The following is an 18,200-nucleotide window of genomic DNA, read 5'->3' on the forward strand; positions in this document are numbered from 1 at the left end:
TGAGGCCTGGCTATTCTACCGCGTCCACGTCGACACCCGCGGGAGCGCTCTCAGGCTTCGAGTGCGGAAGCAATGACGGGGAGCCCGATAGGCGCCCCACCGTTGATCAGTTTCTCGAGTAGATCCTGATCGAGGTGCTGCTCGACGAGATCAGCGAGAAGGTCGAGTTGTTGTTCTCGCACCGCGGCAACCGCGGTGTCGGGTGCAGCAACAAAACCGGGAACCGCGAGCTCACGCAGCAGGCTGCGCCGAAAGTCGTCACTTTCCAGGAGACCGTGCCAGTGTGTCCCTCGAACAGGCCCTCGCACACTGCCTTCCGGCATACCGCTCGAGTCCGCCAGCAATGGGTGGTCCCCGTTGCGCACGACGCGTCCGTGATGAATCTCGTACCCGGACACCGAGATACCGTCTGCCGTACCGGTCATCTGCGCCAGCACCTTGTCCGGAGCGAACTCGACATCGAGGTCCAGCAGACCCAGTCCCGCGGTGGTCCCTGATCCTGATTCGACGTCGTCGACGATGGAATTACCCAGCATCTGGTAACCGCCGCAGATTCCCAGGACTGCTTGCCCGCGACCTGCTCGCGCGACGATCTCGTCGGCCAGGCCGGTACTTCGCAACCACTCGAGGTCACTCACGGTGGACTTACTACCGGGGATCACCACGAGGTCCGCGTCGCGAATTCGCGACGGATCGGTCACCCACGAAACTGCCACGCCCGGTTCACATGCCAGTGCCTCGACGTCCGTGGAGTTGGAGATGCGCGGGAGCCGAACCGCAGCAACGGTGAGCCAGGCCGAACCGACGGGTGGGCCCGGGCGCCCTACCGGGGCATTGCCGGTGACGCCAAGCGAATCCTCGGCGTCGAGCCAAAGATCGTCGGCAAACGGGATCACTCCGAGAGTGGGTCGACCGGTGAGGCTGCGCAGTTGTTCCAGTCCGGGTTCCAACAGTGCAACGTCACCGCGGAATTTGTTGATCACAAATCCCGCGATCAATGCCTGGTCGCTCGGCGAGAGCACAGCAACGGTCCCGAACAGATGGGCCAGGACGCCGCCGCGATCGATGTCACCGACGACGACGACCGGAATCCGCGCAGCCTCAGCCAATCCCATGTTGGCAAGATCCGTTGCGCGCAAGTTGATTTCGGCCGGCGAACCGGCGCCTTCACAGATCACGACGTCGAACTCGGATCGAAGCGATTCGAGATCTTCGGCCACGACGGCGCGAAGCCACTGCCGATGCTGCATGTAGTCGCGAGCACCCACTGTGGTCATCGCCTTGCCCCGAACGACCAGTTGCGAAGTGCGGTCACTTCCAGGCTTGAGCAGCACGGGATTGAATCGAACACTCGGCTCCAGACCGCACGCCCGCGCCTGAAGTGCCTGCGCACGGCCGATCTCTCCGCCGTCCAGCGTGACCACGGAGTTGTTCGACATGTTCTGCGCCTTGAACGGCGCCACTCGGACGCCTCGACGCGCCAACATGCGACACAATCCGGCCACCAGAACGCTCTTGCCTGCGTCGGACGTTGTGCCGGCTACCAGCAGAGCGCCGCGCATCTCCGAACTCAAGGCAGGGTGAGAATCTCTGCACCGGTCTCGGTGACCACCAAGGTGTGCTCGAACTGCGCCGTCCACTTACGGTCCTTGGTGACGACGGTCCAGCCGTCCTCCCAGATCTCGTAGTCGATACCACCGAGGTTGATCATCGGTTCGATCGTGAAGACCATGCCCGGTTCGATGATCGTCTCGACCGCGGGCTCGTCGTAGTGCAGGATCACGAGGCCGTTGTGGAAGGTCTCGCCGATTCCGTGTCCGGTGAAGTCCCGGACGACGCCGTACCCGAACCGATGGGCGTAGGACTCGATGACACGTCCGATCACGTTGAGCGCGCGGCCGGGCTTGACGGCTTTGATGGCCCGCATCGTTGCCTCGTGTGTGCGCTCGACGAGCAAGCGGTTCTCTTCGGACACGTCACCGGCGAGGAATGTCGCATTGGTGTCGCCGTGTACCCCGTTGATGTACGCGGTGACGTCGATATTGACGATGTCGCCGTCCTGGATCACAGTCGAGTCGGGGATTCCGTGGCAGATCACCTCGTTGAGAGACGTGCAGCACGACTTGGGAAAGCTCTTGTAGCCCAACGTCGACGGGTATGCACCGTGGTCGAGCATGAACTCGTGTGCGATGCGGTCGAGTTCGTCGGTCGTGACACCGGGAGCGACAGCCTTGCCGGCTTCCTGCAGCGCGCCTGCAGCGATCTTGCTGGCGATGCGCATCGCCTCGATCGTTTCCGGCGTCTGAACCCAGGGCTCGTTGCCCTCTTTGGCGGTCGGCTTCCACGCGTACTCGGGCCGCTCGATCTTCGAGGGCACAGCGAGGACGGGAGAGACGGTTCCAGGGACCAATGGGGTACGCACAGACATGCAGAACAGCCTAGACCTCGCGTCGCGCGTCAGCCGGATGCACTCCAGTTCCGGAAAACCGGGTCGACGAGAATTCTGACGGGGGTCGACATCGTCTGTCCGAATTCCTCGAAGAGCACGTCGCGAGATTCGAAGGTGCCCAGATCGCGGTCGACGAATTCGGAGAAGTCCAAGCAATCACACGAAACAGACTTGCCCCAACTGATCGGAGCGCGTCCGATCGCGTCGAACAGTGTCTCCTCGCCGGTGTTCGTGAACGGTTCGAGCGCTGAGACCACCGCAGGTGAAACGATCTCGGAGATGTCCTGCCAGCGTCCGTCGACCAGAAATTCCGGCCACGCCAGCAGCACTGACTTCGGAATCACCGCATGTAGACGCCGAAATCTCGGGTACCAGAATTCCCCGCGTAGTACGAGACCGCGTACTCGGGTGGCGATTCCTCGGCGGCGAGCCAACGCTTCGACGATAGCCAGTCTCTGACTGCAGGATCCGCGCTCTCGACTCAATGTCACCGAGACGGGTTGCCGGTCGTCGAGGCCGTACACCGGCCGAATATTTGCAGCGACGCTGCGATGCGCCGACACCAGGAACTCCTGCGCCGACTGGATCGCACCTTCTGCAATGTCCGCGTAGAGGCGGGCCACGTCGTCGTGGCCCCAGTCGAGGATCGGAGTTGCGGCCACATCGCCACCCGACGCGTCGTGGCGGATGTCACCTTTGCGGATTCCACCGAGCAGTACGCACGTCATGTCTCAACCGTAGTGCGCGACCGGAATCGGTGGAGCCTGACAGAATCCCAACCGTGAAGAAATGGCTGTTGTTGATCACCGCGATCCTCACCGAGGTGTCTGCGACGCTGTCGTTGCGCGCCGCCCTCGATCACCCGGCTTGGTACATCGTGGTCGTCGGCGGATATCTCGCAGCATTCACCGCCTTGTCGTTCGTCCTGCGGGAGGGCATGGGACTCGGTGTTGCATACGGAATCTGGGGCGCAACCGGAGTTGTCCTGACCGCAGTATTCGCAACGGCCCTTTTCGGAGATCCTCTGACGGCCACCATGGGCGTCGGGATTGCACTGGTCATCGGCGGAGTGCTGTGCGTCGAACTCGGCTCTCAGGCTGCCGCCGACAGCGGGCCGGCGGACCCAGCATGACCTTCGTATTTCTGATCGCTGCAATTATTTCCGAGGTCACCGCGACGTTGTCACTACGGATGGCGTCGCAGGACGGCAGCGACAAACGATGGCTCGCGGTTGTCACCGTGGGGTATCTCGCCGCTTTCGCCTTCCTGACCCTCGCGCTCGACGCGGGCCTCACCATCGGCGTCGCCTACGGAATCTGGACCGCATGTGGAGTGGCGTTGACGGCAATCGCATCCCGCATTCTCTTTCGCGAACCGCTGACCAGGCTCATGATGGTCGGGATCGGCCTCATCGCGGCAGGCGTGCTTCTCATCGAACTCGGTGCGAGTCACTGATCGCTGCACACATCAGTGTAAGGTTTACCTAACTTTGCTCTGGAGGTAGTCCACGGTGCTGATCCCTGCCCTTCGTGAAATCGCCGACGGTCCACAGCTGGACGACGATTCCCACTTACGGGAATCCGACCGCCACACTCCGATGGCGCGCGCCGTCCCGGCGCCGTTCCAACTCACGACGTACATCGTCGAGACCGACCACATCACCCGGTGGCCAGAGCACGCTCACGTCGAGCACGAACTGATCTGGTCCGACCGCGGTGTCGTCAACATGATCATCGACAATCAACTCTGGACCGTCACACCTGGCGTCGGCCTGTGGATCCCCCGCGGGGTCCTCCACGAAGGTCAGGCAAATCCCCACGTCGCATTCCGCGCCACGCTCTTCACCCCCGAGCTGTGGACTCCCGCCTGGAACGAACCGTGCATCGTGACACTGAGTGAGGCAGCCCGGGCACTGCTGATACACCTCGCCCACACCGGAATGCCTGCAGAACACCGCCTTCGGGCACAGCAGGTTTGTGTCGATCTCCTCACCCCGGCATCGGCACCTCACTTCGACGTACCGATCCCCCGAGATCCGCGGCTACGGATGCTCGTCGACAAAGTGCTGTCGGATCCCGCCGACGATCGATCACTCGATCAGTGGGCTCACGTTCTCAATCTCAGCCGACGTACGGTCACCCGGATTTTTGCCGCGGAACTCGCCTTGAGCTTTGCGCAGTGGCGCACTCTGGTTCGTATGAGCACGGCCCTCGGCATGCTCGGGACCGGAATGAGTGTGAACGCCGTCAGCCGCCGTGTCGGTTACGGGACGTCGAGTTCCTTCATCGCCGCTTTTCGCAAGACGGTCGGCTACACCCCCGGCAATGCGCTCGCCGCTGTCAACTGACTCGAGCCTGACCTGTTGTCGACATCGGCTGGCCCCTTCGCTACACGCACGCGCCCTACATTCACTTAGGTAAGCCTGCTCTCACGTGCGTACTGCGCTGAGTCGTGCAAGCACTTCCCTGATCAATCCCGAGGAGTTTCGCGTGTTCAGATCTGCCCGTCAGAGAATTCGTCCCCAGCGGAGGCGACGAATCGTTGTTGCGCTCATGCTGGCGGCGGCACTGCCTCTGACCGCCTGCACACAGTCGTCATCGGACGCCCAGGAAAACAATTCATCGGCATCCGCCGTCGAGGACGGCGCCTATCCCGTGACGATCAAGCACGCTTTCGGCGGGACCACCATCGACAAGGAGCCGACACGGATCCTCACCCTCGATTCCGCAGCGGCAGACACGGTCATCGCCCTGGGTGTCACTCCGATCGCGATGCAGAAGGACTCTTGGGCCGGCGACGCCGACGGGTTCCTGCCGTGGACCCGCGCCGAACTCGAAAAGTCGGGCCAGACGCTGCCCACGCCTGCGCCGTACTACTCCGACAGCGGCGAGCTACTGTTCGAGCAGATTCTCAATGCCGCGCCTGATCTGATTCTTGCCCCGTACTCGGGCTTCTCCGAGCAGGATTACCAGCGCCTGAGCTCGATCGCCCCGACCCTCCCGTACGACACCAAGCCGTATCAGCCCAGCTCGTGGCAAAACCTCGCCACCGATGTCGGCAAGGCACTCGGGCGTCCCGCTCAGACCGCGGCGCTGATCAAATCGGTTGAGGAATCGGTCCAGGAATCGAAGGCGAGTCATCCCGAATTCAACGGAGTCACTTTCGCCTTCGGTTCCTACATCCGTGAAGGAGAAACCGAAACCGCCATCTACGGTCCGGACGATCCGCGCGTCAAGTTTGTCGAAAACCTCGGGCTCACAGTCGCTCCCGACGTGGTGAACGGCGCCAAGAACTTTGCCGGCGACTCGTTCCTTTTCGGCATCAGTATGGAAAAGCTCGACACGATCAACACCGACGTGTATCTCGGTTGGGCAAGCGATCAGTCGGAAGTCGACAGCACATTGGCCAACACTCTGTTCTCGCGGTGGCCGGTCATCGCCAACGGCAAGGACCTGTGGATCACCGACAATCGCCTGACTGCGGCGACAATGTACGTCAGCCTTCTGAGTGTTCCGTGGGCGACCGACGAACTCGTGCCACAGTTGACCGAACTGGTCGCAAAATAGCAGCCCGCTCGGTCTGATCAAGCAACTGAAGGCCACTCACCGCGAAGTGTCGCGAAAACCACGGTGTCGGTCCACTCGTTCTTGATCCACGCGTTCTGCCGAAAATGTCCCTCTCGCCTCATACCGATCCGCTGCGCGAGTCGCGCCGAGGATTCGTTTCTCGAATCCATTCGCGCGACCACGCGGCGCAATCGGGGTGTCGCGAACGCGAGGTCGATCAGAGCGGTCACAGCTTCCGTCGCGAATCCTCGGCCGCCGAACTCGGGCGAAAATGCCCACCCGAGTTCGGCGGTGTGCTCGACTTCGGCTGTGCAATCAGATTCTTCGACTCGCCAAGCACTCACGCTTCCGACAACCCGGCCCCCGTACTCGACAACAAGTGCCACCGCGCCCGATGCCAGGTCGCGGCGAGACATTCTGGTCTGCACGGCCTCCCGAGCCTCCGCGAGACTCCAGGGTTCGTTGAGCAAATACCGGCATACGTCGCTGCGCCCGTAGAAGGTGAGAAGATCCCGGTGATCGCCTGGGCGGTAGGTACGGAGCACCAGCCGGTCCGTCCGGATCACACCCGGTGCAGGCCTCATCGCCACAACTACGTCCGCCATATCCATGCCGTCACGGTAGGTTCTTTCGAATTCGTAGGCGAATGAATATCGCAATGCTGTGCAGCGCTCAATGTTTGATTTGCCCTCCGACGGGCTACTTCACCACCGTAAAAGGTCGGGACAGGGAAATATGCCAGGCTATTTCGCGCTTGAAATCTAGGGGCGGTCATGTCCGAGGATTCACTGGTAAAGCAGGGTGTGGCAAAAGGAAGCGCGCTGGGCGGAGCCGTTCTCCTCATCACAGTCGGCGTGCTCGAAATCCTCCAAGGCATCTCGGCGATATCGGAGGACGACGTGACAGTCGTCGGCCCGGAATACACGTACCAATTCGACCTCACTTCGTGGGGATGGATCCACCTCGTACTCGGTGTGCTCGTCACCGCTGTCGGAATCATGCTCTTCACCGGCGCGACGTGGGCACGGGTAGGCGCGATAGTCATCTGTTCTCTGTCGATCCTCGCGAATTTCCTGTGGCTACCCCACTCGCCGTGGTGGTCGATCATCATCATCGCACTCGACGTATTCGTCATCTGGGCCGTCGCGACCTGGAATCCCGAGGTCATCTGAGGTCACCCGCCGAATCATCTTCGCAGTTCAGCATTTCAACTGTGCGCCAGTAGTTTCCGTCCCGGGAGGACCATCATGGCAAACGGCACGAGCGACGGACCACTCCAGGAGGACGAACGTGCCGAACTAGCCCGGTTGCGCGAAGAGGTAGCAACACTTCGCGAGCAGACTCCCAGCGCCCGCGAAACGACCGTCGAGAAAGTCTCCCGACCACCTCGACATGGGCTGCGGTGGACCGCGGTGACAATCCTGCTGGTGCTGGTCGCACTGCTCGCAGTCTTGTCGGTAACCACCCGCTTCGTACGTAGTCAGATCCTCGACACGGACCGCTACGTCAGCACGGTAGCGCCACTGGGTGAGAATCCAGCCGTGCAAGCGGAGATCACGAATCAAGTCACGGACGAGATCTTCGATCGCGTCGACGTCGAAGGGCTCACCACCGAGGCACTCACGGCATTGACGGACGTGTCGAATCTCGAAGCCAACGCGCCTCGCGTGGACCAGGCGTTGGTGGGTTTGGCACCGGTGATCGCCGGCCAGGCGAAGAGTTTCGTCCACGACACAGTGGCCTCGCTCGTTCGGACGCAGCAGTTCGAAGACCTTTGGATTCAGGCGAACCGAGCGGCGCACAACTCCCTCGTCGCCGTCATGACCGGAAACTACGGACCCGACTCGGTCGAGGTCGACCAGAGCGGAACGGTCAGCATTTCACTGAGCACGATCATCGACCGGGTGAAAACGGCGCTGACCGACCGCGGCTTCGCTTTCGCAGACAAAATCCCGTCCGTGGACAAGGAGTTTGTTCTCTTCCAGTCCCCCGAGCTGGTGAAGGCGCAGCGAGCCGTCTCGGCACTCGACAAGGTCTCGGCGGTGCTGCCGTGGTTGGGAATCGCTTGCGCAGCAGCCGCTGTCGCCGTTGCGCCAACCGGTCGCAGGCTTCGTACGCTGTCCCTGGTCGGTCTGTCGATTGCGTTGGGAATGCTTGTTCTTGCGATCGGAATTCTGATCGGACGTGCAATCTACCTCGACAGTGTCCCTACCGATATCCTCTCGCCAGACGCCGCCACCGCTGTCATCGACACAGTTCTGGTTCCGCTTCGGACGAGCCTTCGCGCGGTTGCGGTCCTCGGTGTGGTGGTGGGGCTCGGCGCCTACCTGATCGGTGGGTCGTCGTCGGCGATCGCCGTTCGTCGAGGCTACGGGCAGGCGTTGGACTTCGTCCGGCATTCTGCAAGCGGCCGAACGCCGAATCAGGTGGAGCGGTGGGCCAATCAGCTTCGTGTCCCACTGCGCTGTGCCATCATCGGCATCGCCGCCCTGTTGCTGCTCTTCTGGCGCTACCCCACCGGATTGGTCGTTGGTTGGATCGTCGTCATTGCGCTCGTTGCTCTCGTCGCACTGGAAGTATTGGTTCGTCCCGCACGCGCCGCCGCGCAGGACGCCGGGCCTGACGACGGCGGAACCGACGACGCCAGGCCCGGGGCAGAAGATACGAAAACTACGCCAGCGCCTTTGCCTTGATGGCCTGGAATTCCTCTTCGTTGATCGCGCCTGAGTCGAGAAGCTCTCTGGCGTCGGCGATCTGCTGAGTCGGCGATTTCCCGGCGACCTTTCGAATGTAATCACTCTGCGCGTGTATGTGCTGTTGAGCGGCTTCCATCGACCGCCTCGTCATTCCGTCATTCTTGACGACCACGTAGATCATCGCGGACAGGAATGGAATGACGAAGAGGAATATCATCCACAACGCCTTGGCCCAGCCTGAAGTCTCGTGATCACGGAACAAGTCGGTGATGATCGAGAACAACACGCTCAAGTACGCCACAAAGGCAAAGCAGACGAAGATGAACCAGAAGAATTCCCAGAAGCCTTCCATGTCAACGCTCCCTGTACTCGGTTTTACACATCAGGAGTTCGGGAGGCTGACGTTCCGCGCCTGAGCTCCTGCATTCGGCCAGAACTCCCTGGTCCAAGGTCATTTCAGTATGCGCCGACGATCCCCGTTCCGGCTACAGCTCGAGAGAGTTCAGACTCGCCGACCGCTCATCCATTATCGGAATCACGATTCTCCGATCCAAGATCTCTTGTCTGGCCGCCTTTTCGACCAGAAGAGGCACGAAGTCGCGGATCCGACATCCCGCAAAACGCTGGTGAATTGTTCGCACTCTGTTTTCGATCTCCGGTGGAGGAACGGCGGGATAGCGGGAAATCAGGCGAGTGATCACCCGCTCGACGTGGAGCAACTCTTCGTCGCCAGTCATCCATTAATGGTCGTCCGTCCAGCCGAGCACGTCAAGACTCGGAAAGGGTTCGAAAACAACACGATTCGGGTCTCGATTGCGAAGAGAATAGGTTCACCGAATATGGGGCATACACATAAGGGCGGACGGTTCCCCGCGCGCTCGCGTTGCGCTCATGATGCCAGGGAGTGGAAGTGGGAAAGAACGCTCGGATTCTTCACGACGACACCCCGTCGACCCTTACCGACGACGCGCCGCCCGTGGCAGAAAAGCCGATGAAGAACAAGGTGTACCGCCGCAAACTCAAGCCGTTGCACGGCGAACTCGTGGCTTTGCAGGAGTGGGTCAAATCGTCTGGAGCCAAGGTCTGCATCGTATTCGAAGGTCGAGATACCGCGGGGAAGGGCGGTGTCATCAAAGCCATCACCGAGCGAGTGAGTCCGCGAGTGTTCCGGGTCGTTGCGTTACCCGCCCCGACCGAGCGAGAGCATTCGCAGATGTATGTCCAGCGCTACGTCCCGCATCTTCCGGCTGCCGGTGAGATCGTCATCTTCGACCGAAGTTGGTACAACCGTGCCGGTGTAGAACGAGTAATGGGCTTTTGCACCGAAGAACAAGCACATCAATTTCTCCAGCTCATTCCGACCGTCGAACGCGCGATCGTCGAATCGGGAGTCATTCTGCTCAAGTACTGGCTCGAGGTCAGCGAAGAACAGCAGCTCTTACGTCTGCAGAGCCGGATCGACGACCCTCGAAAGATCTGGAAGCTGTCGAATCTCGATCTGAGGTCGTTCAGTCATTGGTACGACTACTCGCGTGCCCGCGACGAGATGTTTCGCTTCACCGACACCGGCTGGGCGCCATGGTATGTCGCAAACAACAATGACAAGAAACGCGGACGACTCAACATCATCAGCCACATTCTGAGTCAGATCCCCTACGAGCCCGTGCAATCCACGGACATCACCCTGCCGAAACGGCAGAAGGCTCACGGCTACCAGACTCCCAAACAACCGCTGCACTGGATTCCGACCCGGTATTGACGATCGCCAAGGAAAGGATGTGCGGTCATGAGCCCCACCCCGTGGCATGCGCAGAGTGGCGAATCAGTCGTGTCCGTACTGCAGTCGGACCCGGAGCGCGGACTGCAGTCGGATGAGGCCGACCAACGGCGACGACGCTACGGGTCGAACGAAATCACCTCGACGCCACCGCCGTCGACGTGGTCGATCGCGCTGTTGCAGCTGAAAGATCCGATGAACTTGATGCTCGTCGCCGTGGCCGCGGTCAGCATCGCCATCGGTGAAGTGCCGACAGCAATCGTGGTGGCGGTGCTCGTCGTGCTCAACATCGTCCTCGGAACTCGACAGGAGTTGAAGGCACGGGCGAGCGTCGACGCCCTCGCCAAGATGCAGACGCCCCAAGCACGGGTCATTCGTGACGGGAACCTGATACAACTCGACGCTACCGAACTGGTGCCGGGTGACATCGTCCAAGTCGAGGCAGGAGACATCATCGCTGCCGACGGACGGTTGCTCGCCACCACCACCCTGGAGACGCAGGAAGCCGCATTGACCGGGGAAAGCGCGCCGATACCGAAGGACCCGAATACGCTGAACAACGAGGATATTCCGCTCGGAGACCGCAGCAATCTGGTCTTCCAGAACACCTCGGTCACCCGCGGCACGGCGACCATGGTGGTCACCGAGACCGGGATGCAGACGCAGATAGGCCGGATCGCGTCGATGTTGTCGGCGGTCGCCCCTGGCAAGTCGCCACTTCAACGTGAATTGGACTCTCTCACCAAACTTCTCGGAATCATCGCGTGGACGGCAGTGATCGTCATCGTCGTCATCGGGCTCATTCGTGGGCAGGATCTGACTACGCTTCTGCTCCTTGGTATCGCAATGGGAGTGTCCGCGATTCCGACCGGCCTGCCAACATTCGTCCAGGCGATGCTGGCCTACGGTGCCCGTCAACTGGCCGACGCCAAGGCCGTCGTGAAGAACCTGACCGACGTCGAAACACTCGGCGCCACCAGTGCAATCAACTCGGACAAGACCGGCACGCTGACCATGAACCAGATGACCGTCCGATCGCTGTACGTCCACGGCCGTTGGTACACGGTCGAGGGCGAAGGCTATGCCAAAGCGGGAAGGATAACGCAGGTTGCCGGCGAGGCGCCGCCCGACTTCACCCTTCTCGCATACGGACTGTGTCTCGACAGCGATGCCACGGTTTCCGATTCCGGGGAAGTTGTCGGCGACCCGACCGAGGCCGCGCTCGTGGTGCTCGCGGCAAAGATCGGTGCCGACGCCCCACTGACCAGACGGACCTACCCGCGGGTGGCGACGGTTCCGTTCGATTCCGCGTACAAGTTCATGGCCACGTACCACCACCTCGACGTCGACGGCGAAAGCCAGTTCGTCGGATTGGTCAAAGGCGGACCCGATGTCGTCCTCGCTCGGTGTTCTTCGGCCTTCCTCCCCGGCCGCCGACCGGTACCGATCGAGGAAGTCCGAGAGGAACTCACGGCCGCAAATCAGTCCATGTCCGAAAAGGGTCTTCGGGTGCTGGCATTCGCGGTCAGACGCCTCGACGGACGGGAAGACGCTGTCGTGGCCGACCCCATGTCCTGCGTCGAGGACCTGACGTTTGTCGGCATGGCAGGCATCATCGACCCGCTACGCCCGGAGGCGGTCGATTCGGTGCGCACCGCACACCGGGCCGGCATCGATGTCCGCATGATCACCGGCGACCATGCCATCACCGCCGCAGCGATCGGTGCCGAACTCGGACTCGGCCCGGGCTCGGTGGGCGGAGGCGAGTTGCAAGCGATGACCGATGAAGAACTGTCGACCGCGTTGCCGAACCTGCACGTGTTCGGCCGCGTCACTCCGCAGGACAAACTTCGCTTGGTCGATGTCATGCAGAGCGGTGGCGCCGTCGTCGCGATGACCGGAGACGCGGTCAACGACGCCGCCGCGTTGAAGAAGGCAGACATCGGCGTCGCCATGGGCTCGGGCAGTGAGGTGACCAAACAGGCGGGCAAGATGGTGCTCACCGACGACAACTTCGGCACCCTCATCGCCGCGATCACTTTGGGCCGCAACATCTACGGAAAAATCGTCTCGTACATCCGCTACCAGATGTCGAAACTCTTCTCCTTGGTTCTCCTCTTCCTCGCTGCGAGCATCTTCAACATCAACGAGGGTGTGGCACTGACGCCACTGATGGTGCTGTTCCAGCACTTCTTCATCACACTGTTCCCCGTCGCCGTGATCATGCTCGACCCGCCGCCACCGGATCTGATGAACAAGCCTCCGCGCGATCCCAAGATGCCGATCGCACATCGAAGCGCAGTCGCTCAGTGGCTCGCGTACGGTGTCCTGCAATTTGCCGTGACACTCGCGGCGATGCTTCTCGCACCCGGTGAAATGAGTACTTCCGAGGCGAATGTTCCCATGACCACAGCATTCGTAGTGCTCTCTCTCGGTTCGATTCTCGCGGGGCTGACCATGCGGCGTGATCCCGAGTCCGGCGTGGTTCCACCGGTTCTCGGTGCCATCAAGATCTTGACGATCCCCACGGTCGTGACCGTATTCGCCGTCGAGGCGGGCGTCCTCCAGGACCTCCTCATGACAACCTCACTGACCGGCGCCCAGTGGCTCGCCTGCCTGGGTTGGTCGCTGATCATCCCGGTTGTCGTCGAGTTGGACAAGGCAATTCGACGCCGCCGCCTCGCACAGGCACCTGCGCCCCTCCCTGCGACCACCGCGGTTGCCCCCGAGCGCGCCCGTTCGCTCCACTGAGGGAGGACAATCAAACGATGATGTGGGCGGAGAGTCTAGGTCGGCTACCGGGCGTCGCGACTGCCCGTGGGTATCGCCGCGAGTGGTTGCGAACAGACGTCACTGCCGGACTCGTCTTGACTGCCCTGCTCATCCCGGCAGGCATGGGCTACGCCGAGGCCGCCGGGTTGCCTGCGTACGCCGGGCTGTACGCCACCATCGTGCCTTTGCTCGCGTACGCGGTAGTCGGGCCCTCGAAAATCCTTGTACTCGGACCTGATTCGTCACTGGCGCCGCTGATTGCCGCCGCGGTCATACCGCTGGCAGTGGTCGGCGATTCGGAGAATGCGCTTGCACTAGCCGGTGTTCTCGCCATTCTTGTCGGACTCATCCTCGTGATCGGCGGATTCCTTCGTCTCGGCTTCGTGACCGAACTCCTCTCGAAACCGATCCGTCTCGGCTACCTCAATGCCATTGCACTCGTCGTCGTAGTTGGTCAGATTCCCAAGCTGCTCGGATTCTCCGTCGACGCGTCCGGTCTACTCGGTGAAATCGGCGGGATCTCAAAGGCCCTGGTGGGTGGCGACGTCGACCCCCTCGCTGCCGCCATCGGTGTCGGTTCGCTAGTCGTCATAGTCGCCTTCCGGCTCTGGGTACCTGTTGTTCCCGGCGTTCTGGTGGCCGTTGTCGCGGCCATAGTCTTGTCCGCTGCCGCCGGTCTCACCGATGACATCGGTATGGTCGGCGCACTACCGGAAGGACTCCCCCTCCCTTCCGTCGGTGGAGTCACCTGGCAGGACGTCGGCCATCTGATCGGGCCCGCCGCCGGTATCGCATTGATTGCCTTCGCCGACACCGGCGTTCTCTCGCGCACCTTCGCCGCCCGCCACGGCGAGGACGTGAACGGCAGTACCGAAATGAAGGCGATCGGTGTCGCGAACGTGGCCGGCGGGCTGTTCGGCGGGTTTCCGATCTCGGCGAGCGGGTCACGAACTCCGGTAGCCGAACAGAGTGGGGCGCACACACAATTGGCCGGCGTCGTCGGGGCGCTCGCGGTCCTGGTGTTCGTCCTCGTCGCTCCCGGACTCACGGCATATCTGCCCGATGCAACACTGGCCGCCGTCGTCATCGTCGCCGCGTGTGCACTGATCGACGTGGGCGGCATGGTCCGCATGTGGCGCATGAGCACCGTGGAATTCGGCCTCGCCGTCGCGGCGTTTCTGGGCGTCGCCCTGGTCGGTGTGCTACAAGGCATCCTTGTTGCGATCGGACTGTCCTTCGCAGCGGTCATCGCGCAGGTATGGCAGCCACATCGAACCGAACTCGTCGAGACGGGCGAACCCACCGGATTCCACGACATCGAACGCCATCCAGATGGGCATCGCATCCCCGGCCTGGTGTTGGTGAGGTTTGACGCGCCACTGTTTTTCGCGAACGGCGAGATCTTCGACGAGTACGTTCGCTCCGTCGTCGCCAAGGCGCCAGATCCGGTCGACTGGGTGGTTATAGCCGCCGAACCGATCACCGGACTCGATACAACGGCAGTCGACGAACTCGTCGATCTGGATACATTCCTCGAAGGCAAAGGAATTCGGTTGGCATTCGCAGAGATGAAAGGTCCGATCAAGGATCGACTCATCCGATTCGGAGTCGGGGATCGATTCGATTCGACGCACTTCTACCCGACCGTCGAAGCCGCCGTGAACGCATTCCGCACCCGAACCGACGACTGACAAACGCCAGGCAGTCGGGAGCCGTGGCTGCATTGGGTACCGTTTGGTATGGGATTCACGACGGACAATGTTCCGGCACGCCGTATCGCTCAGGTCGCCGGCGTGGGCGGTATCGCCGTCGGCGTTGTCGCGCTGATCGCGTTGTACTCCACCAAGCCGATCAACCCGTTGATCGCCGTGGCCTCCTTCGTCCCGATACTGCTTGCGGTCACACTCGCAGCGTCCCTGATATGCCTGGTCTTTCGCCGCTGGATCCTGCTGGCGATCTCGGTGGTACTGATTGCGGTGGGCGCGTCGGTGATCAGTCCACTGTATGTGGCAAACAGTTCCGAAATCGACGGGCCGACTCTGCGCGTAATGCAAGCAAACCTTCTCTTCGGGCAGGCAGATCCCGCCAGTTTGACTGCGACGGTGCGCGAGAAGGCAGTCGACGTCCTGACGGTTCAGGAACTGACCACATCACTCGAAGGCTCTCTCAGAGATCAAGGACTCGAGCAACTGCTGCCGCATCACTACTTGGTACCGGACGAGGCCGGCGGGGGTGGCGCCGGTATTTACAGCCGTTATCCGCTGACGGACACTCGGGAATTGAACGGATTCGGACCGACCAATCTTGTTGCCGAAGTGGGCTTCTCGACTACGTTCACCCTTCTGGCGGTTCACCCCGGACCGGCGTACGTGACCCCGCCCGACGTGTGGACTGCCGAGCTGAGCACTTTGCGAAACGCGCTCGACGCTGCTGCCGCCGAGGAAACCGTCATCGTCAGTGGCGACTTCAACACCACATTCACGCACAAGCAATTCCGTGACCTCCTCGATGTCGGCTACTCCGATGCCGCAGACCAATTGGGAGTAGGCATCGTGCGCACCTATCCGGCGGACAAGAAATTTCCCGCGATCGTCGGCATCGACCATGTACTTCTGCGGGGCGGACAGGCGAAGTCACTCGAGCGGATCGACATCGAAGGTTCCGATCACTTCGGCTTGATCGTCGACGTGGCGATCCCCAACTAGTCGGAGAGCACCCGACCCGCGCGAACGCGTTGCGGGTCACCCGTGCTTCGGCATGCTTCGACCCGACACATCGATCGTCCGATGCAGGTGATGCGGCGTACGCAGGACGATCGACCGGTCCACCACGGATACACCCGGAAACTGGTCGGCGAGATAACCTTCCAGACGCTGCACGTCGTCGATCGAGCGCAGCCACACCGCCAATGCGATGTCGTAGCTGCCGATCGTAGAAGCAACAAGCCTCGCCTCACGCAGGTGCGAAAGGCGCTGAGCAATTGCCTCCTTTCGCCCGTCGAGACGTAAGAAGTACCAGGCGTAGACCGGCCAGCCGGAGTAGGGCCGAGCAATCTCCGTGCGGACGACCAGTCGCCCCGTCGACAGCTCGTGAGAAAGGAGCGCCCCAGCGCGAGCCGGCGTGACTCCGAGGGCTGCAGCGAGTGCCGAGACGGTGACACGTGGTTCGCGAGAAAGAATGTCGAACAGCTGCGACTGTTCCTCTTCGCCGGCGCGTACACCACGAATCTTTCCCGCCGGGGCCGCCTCGAGCGCGGCAATTTCTTCCGCATCGAGAGCACGTAGACGCCAGTTCCTCGCGTCGGAGTTCGCCGAGGACACGATCTGAGTTCGCATCGCGGTGATCATCGGCAGGGATTGTGTTCGCTCCAACACGTACCTGGACAATTGTGCAGGTGAGCGTGACGAGCAGATCCCGATTGCCGGTTGTGAGATCGACTGTGAGAACTTCGGGATCGTGCGCGATCTGTTCGGCAACGCTCATGGTCTGTGCCGGTGCGCATTCGATCTCGAGAAGTGCGGTCGCCGACACGATGGGTCCACCACGGTACGCAGCGATCCACGCTATTCCTTGCGAGTGCAGACGCTCCCAACGCCTGGTCAGGGTGACCGGGTCGGAACCGATCGCGCGTGAAAGCTCGGACCACGACGCTCGCGGCCTGATCTGCAGTGCGTTCAACAGCCGAAGATCGTCGTCCTTGAGCATCTGATCCTGCACCGAGGACCTCACTTTCAAAAGAATGCTGCACCGAAACAGGATCGAAACGCGTCGATCCTAACTTCATCACATCAATAGTCCACCAAATCCCGAGCCTCGAGAACGCTTACATCTTGCGTTCGTTCGCCCCCTCGAGAAAGACACCGACATGACCGAAGCATTCCCTGTCTCGCATGACGATTCTCCGGTCAGCGATCAAACCGCGACGCAAAAAGTCGTTTTCGCCATGCGGTCGCCACGCCTGTGGATCGTGGTGACTCTGCTCCTCGGGCTTGCGGCAGGCGCGCAACTGATCGGCCCCGCAGTGATTCCCGTCGGCGCTGCCGCCATCACGATCCTGCCCATGGTGTGGGGACTGATTGCCGGCGGTGTCGTCTCGAGCCAGAAGTGGAAACCACTCGGCCTCGACCTTCAGGCTGCAGCCTCGGCAATCATGGGCCTGGCTGTTCTCTTGCTTTGTGCAAGGTTGTCTTTCACCATCGGCCCGAACATCCAATTGTTGTTCGAGGCGGGCCCCGCACTGCTACTGCAGGAATTGGGGCACTTGTTCGGCACTATCGCTCTCGCACTCCCGCTGGCGGTACTCCTTCGGATGGGGCCGGCCACCGTCGGAGCAACCTTCTCCATCGACCGCGAGGGCTCCTTCGCGATGGTCAGCGAACGCTACGGCCCCGATTCCGACCAGTACCGTGGAGTCCTGTCGATGTACGTTTTCGGCACTCTGTTCGGTGCCGTGCTGATCAGCCTGATTGCGTCACTGGCTACATCCTTCAACATCTTCGACCCCCTCGCGTTGGCGATGGGTGCCGGCGTCGGATCCGGCTCGATGATGGCTGCCGCTGCCGCCAGCGTCGTTTCGGCGCACCCCGAGATGGCCGACCAGGTACTCGCCGTGGCGGCCACATCCAACATCATCACCGGCCTCCTCGGCGTGTATGTCGGCATGTATGTCGCACTCCCCCTTGCTGATCGAATCTACGGCGCACTCACCAAGCGCTCGAAGACGACCAGCGAACGGAAAGCCGACACTGCCCCACGAGCGGTTGCGCCGAGCGTCACCGTGCCGCTGACCACCATCGTTCCGATTCTGTTCGTCGGTGGGGTCATCGTCTCCTCGATCGCAGCGGGTGGCGTATCTCGATCGATCATCGTCGGTTACTTGATCCTCACCGGATTGTTGCTCCTGGGCGTCGGCGTGGCCCGCCTGACCCGCGGCAAGATCG

The 18,200-nt window shown here is 61.6% G+C and carries 18 protein-coding genes and 1 pseudogene; 11 read left to right on the plus strand and 8 right to left on the minus strand.

Annotation, left to right across the window (positions count from 1 at the left end; genetic code table 11):
* Window positions 1-50: 50 nt before the first annotated feature.
* The 3 genes from RWT78_RS13390 to RWT78_RS13400 are packed head-to-tail and all read right to left on the minus strand — an operon-like array spanning window position 51 to window position 3,177.
* Window positions 51-1,562 carry a cobyric acid synthase gene (locus tag RWT78_RS13390; protein ID WP_003942774.1) on the minus strand — a complete coding sequence of 504 codons (1,512 nt, stop codon included), beginning with the start codon at window positions 1,560-1,562 and terminating at the stop codon, window positions 51-53.
* A gap of 8 nt (window positions 1,563-1,570) precedes the next feature.
* On the minus strand, window positions 1,571-2,428 hold the full coding sequence (gene map, locus RWT78_RS13395) for a type I methionyl aminopeptidase (protein ID WP_007734970.1): 858 nt from the start codon (window positions 2,426-2,428) through the stop codon (window positions 1,571-1,573).
* 29 nt (window positions 2,429-2,457) lie between these two features.
* Window positions 2,458-3,177: a transglutaminase domain-containing protein gene (locus RWT78_RS13400; protein ID WP_314676136.1), complete on the minus strand. Its 720-nt coding sequence runs from the start codon at window positions 3,175-3,177 to the stop codon at window positions 2,458-2,460.
* A gap of 53 nt (window positions 3,178-3,230) precedes the next feature.
* On the opposite strand from RWT78_RS13400, the gene RWT78_RS13405 reads away from it, so the two are divergent.
* From RWT78_RS13405 to RWT78_RS13420, 4 genes are all read left to right on the plus strand, one after another.
* Window positions 3,231-3,581 (plus strand): multidrug efflux SMR transporter, encoded by a 351-nt coding sequence (locus RWT78_RS13405; protein WP_003942817.1) that lies wholly within the window; start codon window positions 3,231-3,233, stop codon window positions 3,579-3,581.
* The gene (locus tag RWT78_RS13410; protein WP_003942819.1) at window positions 3,578-3,904 is read left to right on the plus strand and encodes a multidrug efflux SMR transporter; all 327 of its coding nucleotides are present in this window, start codon (window positions 3,578-3,580) and stop codon (window positions 3,902-3,904) included. The genes RWT78_RS13405 and RWT78_RS13410 overlap by 4 nt, the downstream gene beginning before the upstream one ends.
* 55 nt (window positions 3,905-3,959) lie before the next feature.
* Entirely contained in the window at window positions 3,960-4,796 is an 837-nt protein-coding gene (locus RWT78_RS13415; protein WP_314676139.1) for an AraC family transcriptional regulator, read from the plus strand.
* A gap of 142 nt (window positions 4,797-4,938) precedes the next feature.
* Complete coding sequence (locus RWT78_RS13420) at window positions 4,939-6,015, plus strand: ABC transporter substrate-binding protein (RefSeq protein WP_232508949.1); 1,077 nt, start codon at window positions 4,939-4,941, stop codon at window positions 6,013-6,015.
* A gap of 17 nt (window positions 6,016-6,032) precedes the next feature.
* Here the strand turns inward: RWT78_RS13420 and RWT78_RS13425 are convergent, their stop codons facing one another.
* Window positions 6,033-6,626: a GNAT family protein gene (locus RWT78_RS13425; protein WP_314676141.1), complete on the minus strand. Its 594-nt coding sequence runs from the start codon at window positions 6,624-6,626 to the stop codon at window positions 6,033-6,035.
* 162 nt (window positions 6,627-6,788) lie between these two features.
* Between RWT78_RS13425 and RWT78_RS13430 the strand changes: the two genes are divergently transcribed.
* Both RWT78_RS13430 and RWT78_RS13435 read left to right on the plus strand, forming a co-directional pair.
* Window positions 6,789-7,187, plus strand: coding sequence for a hypothetical protein (locus RWT78_RS13430; RefSeq protein WP_007734954.1), 399 nt, complete (start codon window positions 6,789-6,791; stop codon window positions 7,185-7,187).
* A 75-nt stretch (window positions 7,188-7,262) separates the two neighbouring features.
* Entirely contained in the window at window positions 7,263-8,708 is a 1,446-nt protein-coding gene (locus tag RWT78_RS13435; RefSeq protein ID WP_007734950.1) for a hypothetical protein, read from the plus strand.
* Here RWT78_RS13435 and RWT78_RS13440 read toward each other — a convergent pair.
* Entirely contained in the window at window positions 8,686-9,063 is a 378-nt protein-coding gene (locus RWT78_RS13440) for an SHOCT domain-containing protein (RefSeq protein WP_003942794.1), read from the minus strand. The genes RWT78_RS13435 and RWT78_RS13440 overlap by 23 nt on opposite strands.
* Before the next feature lie 133 nt (window positions 9,064-9,196).
* The gene (locus tag RWT78_RS13445; RefSeq protein ID WP_003942799.1) at window positions 9,197-9,448 is read right to left on the minus strand and encodes a three-helix bundle dimerization domain-containing protein; all 252 of its coding nucleotides are present in this window, start codon (window positions 9,446-9,448) and stop codon (window positions 9,197-9,199) included.
* Window positions 9,449-9,639: 191 nt separating this feature from the next.
* On the opposite strand from RWT78_RS13445, the gene ppk2 reads away from it, so the two are divergent.
* The 4 genes from ppk2 to RWT78_RS13465 are packed head-to-tail and all read left to right on the plus strand — an operon-like array spanning window position 9,640 to window position 15,965.
* Window positions 9,640-10,470 carry a polyphosphate kinase 2 gene (gene ppk2, locus RWT78_RS13450; protein ID WP_314676153.1) on the plus strand — a complete coding sequence of 277 codons (831 nt, stop codon included), beginning with the start codon at window positions 9,640-9,642 and terminating at the stop codon, window positions 10,468-10,470.
* A 27-nt stretch (window positions 10,471-10,497) separates the two neighbouring features.
* Window positions 10,498-13,239 carry a cation-transporting P-type ATPase gene (locus tag RWT78_RS13455; protein ID WP_314676144.1) on the plus strand — a complete coding sequence of 914 codons (2,742 nt, stop codon included), beginning with the start codon at window positions 10,498-10,500 and terminating at the stop codon, window positions 13,237-13,239.
* A gap of 17 nt (window positions 13,240-13,256) precedes the next feature.
* On the plus strand, window positions 13,257-14,951 hold the full coding sequence (locus RWT78_RS13460; RefSeq protein ID WP_042924397.1) for a SulP family inorganic anion transporter: 1,695 nt from the start codon (window positions 13,257-13,259) through the stop codon (window positions 14,949-14,951).
* A 48-nt stretch (window positions 14,952-14,999) separates the two neighbouring features.
* Window positions 15,000-15,965 (plus strand): endonuclease/exonuclease/phosphatase family protein, encoded by a 966-nt coding sequence (locus tag RWT78_RS13465; protein ID WP_193595379.1) that lies wholly within the window; start codon window positions 15,000-15,002, stop codon window positions 15,963-15,965.
* A gap of 36 nt (window positions 15,966-16,001) precedes the next feature.
* Here RWT78_RS13465 and RWT78_RS13470 read toward each other — a convergent pair whose 3' ends face one another.
* Together RWT78_RS13470 and RWT78_RS13475 are read right to left on the minus strand one after the other, a co-directional pair.
* Complete coding sequence (locus RWT78_RS13470; protein ID WP_314676148.1) at window positions 16,002-16,595, minus strand: Lrp/AsnC family transcriptional regulator; 594 nt, start codon at window positions 16,593-16,595, stop codon at window positions 16,002-16,004.
* Window positions 16,596-16,890: 295 nt separating this feature from the next.
* Window positions 16,891-16,965 (minus strand): annotated as a pseudogene (locus RWT78_RS13475) (hypothetical protein); the annotation flags it as partial.
* 160 nt (window positions 16,966-17,125) lie between these two features.
* Here RWT78_RS13475 and RWT78_RS13480 point away from each other — a divergent pair.
* On the plus strand, window positions 17,126-18,200 hold a 1,075-nt coding region (locus RWT78_RS13480; protein ID WP_314676150.1), incomplete at its 3' end, for a DUF3100 domain-containing protein.

It is taken from the genome of uncultured Rhodococcus sp. (assembly GCF_963525155.1).
Classification (GTDB): domain Bacteria; phylum Actinomycetota; class Actinomycetes; order Mycobacteriales; family Mycobacteriaceae; genus Rhodococcus_F; species Rhodococcus_F qingshengii.

Excerpts from the sequence above, each read along its gene's own strand:
- RWT78_RS13435 (WP_007734950.1), top strand. The coding sequence starts at position 7,263 with ATGGCAAACGGCACGAGCGACGGACCACTCCAGGAGGACGAACGTGCC.
- RWT78_RS13455 (WP_314676144.1), top strand. The coding sequence starts at position 10,498 with ATGAGCCCCACCCCGTGGCATGCGCAGAGTGGCGAATCAGTCGTGTCC.
- RWT78_RS13430 (WP_007734954.1), top strand. The coding sequence starts at position 6,789 with ATGTCCGAGGATTCACTGGTAAAGCAGGGTGTGGCAAAAGGAAGCGCG.
- map (WP_007734970.1), bottom strand. The coding sequence starts at position 2,428 with ATGTCTGTGCGTACCCCATTGGTCCCTGGAACCGTCTCTCCCGTCCTC.
- RWT78_RS13445 (WP_003942799.1), bottom strand. The coding sequence starts at position 9,448 with ATGACTGGCGACGAAGAGTTGCTCCACGTCGAGCGGGTGATCACTCGC.
- RWT78_RS13460 (WP_042924397.1), top strand. The coding sequence starts at position 13,257 with ATGATGTGGGCGGAGAGTCTAGGTCGGCTACCGGGCGTCGCGACTGCC.
- RWT78_RS13410 (WP_003942819.1), top strand. The coding sequence starts at position 3,578 with ATGACCTTCGTATTTCTGATCGCTGCAATTATTTCCGAGGTCACCGCG.
- RWT78_RS13440 (WP_003942794.1), bottom strand. The coding sequence starts at position 9,063 with ATGGAAGGCTTCTGGGAATTCTTCTGGTTCATCTTCGTCTGCTTTGCC.
- RWT78_RS13425 (WP_314676141.1), bottom strand. The coding sequence starts at position 6,626 with ATGGATATGGCGGACGTAGTTGTGGCGATGAGGCCTGCACCGGGTGTG.
- RWT78_RS13400 (WP_314676136.1), bottom strand. The coding sequence starts at position 3,177 with ATGACGTGCGTACTGCTCGGTGGAATCCGCAAAGGTGACATCCGCCAC.
- RWT78_RS13465 (WP_193595379.1), top strand. The coding sequence starts at position 15,000 with ATGGGATTCACGACGGACAATGTTCCGGCACGCCGTATCGCTCAGGTC.
- RWT78_RS13470 (WP_314676148.1), bottom strand. The coding sequence starts at position 16,595 with ATGCGAACTCAGATCGTGTCCTCGGCGAACTCCGACGCGAGGAACTGG.
- RWT78_RS13390 (WP_003942774.1), bottom strand. The coding sequence starts at position 1,562 with ATGCGCGGCGCTCTGCTGGTAGCCGGCACAACGTCCGACGCAGGCAAG.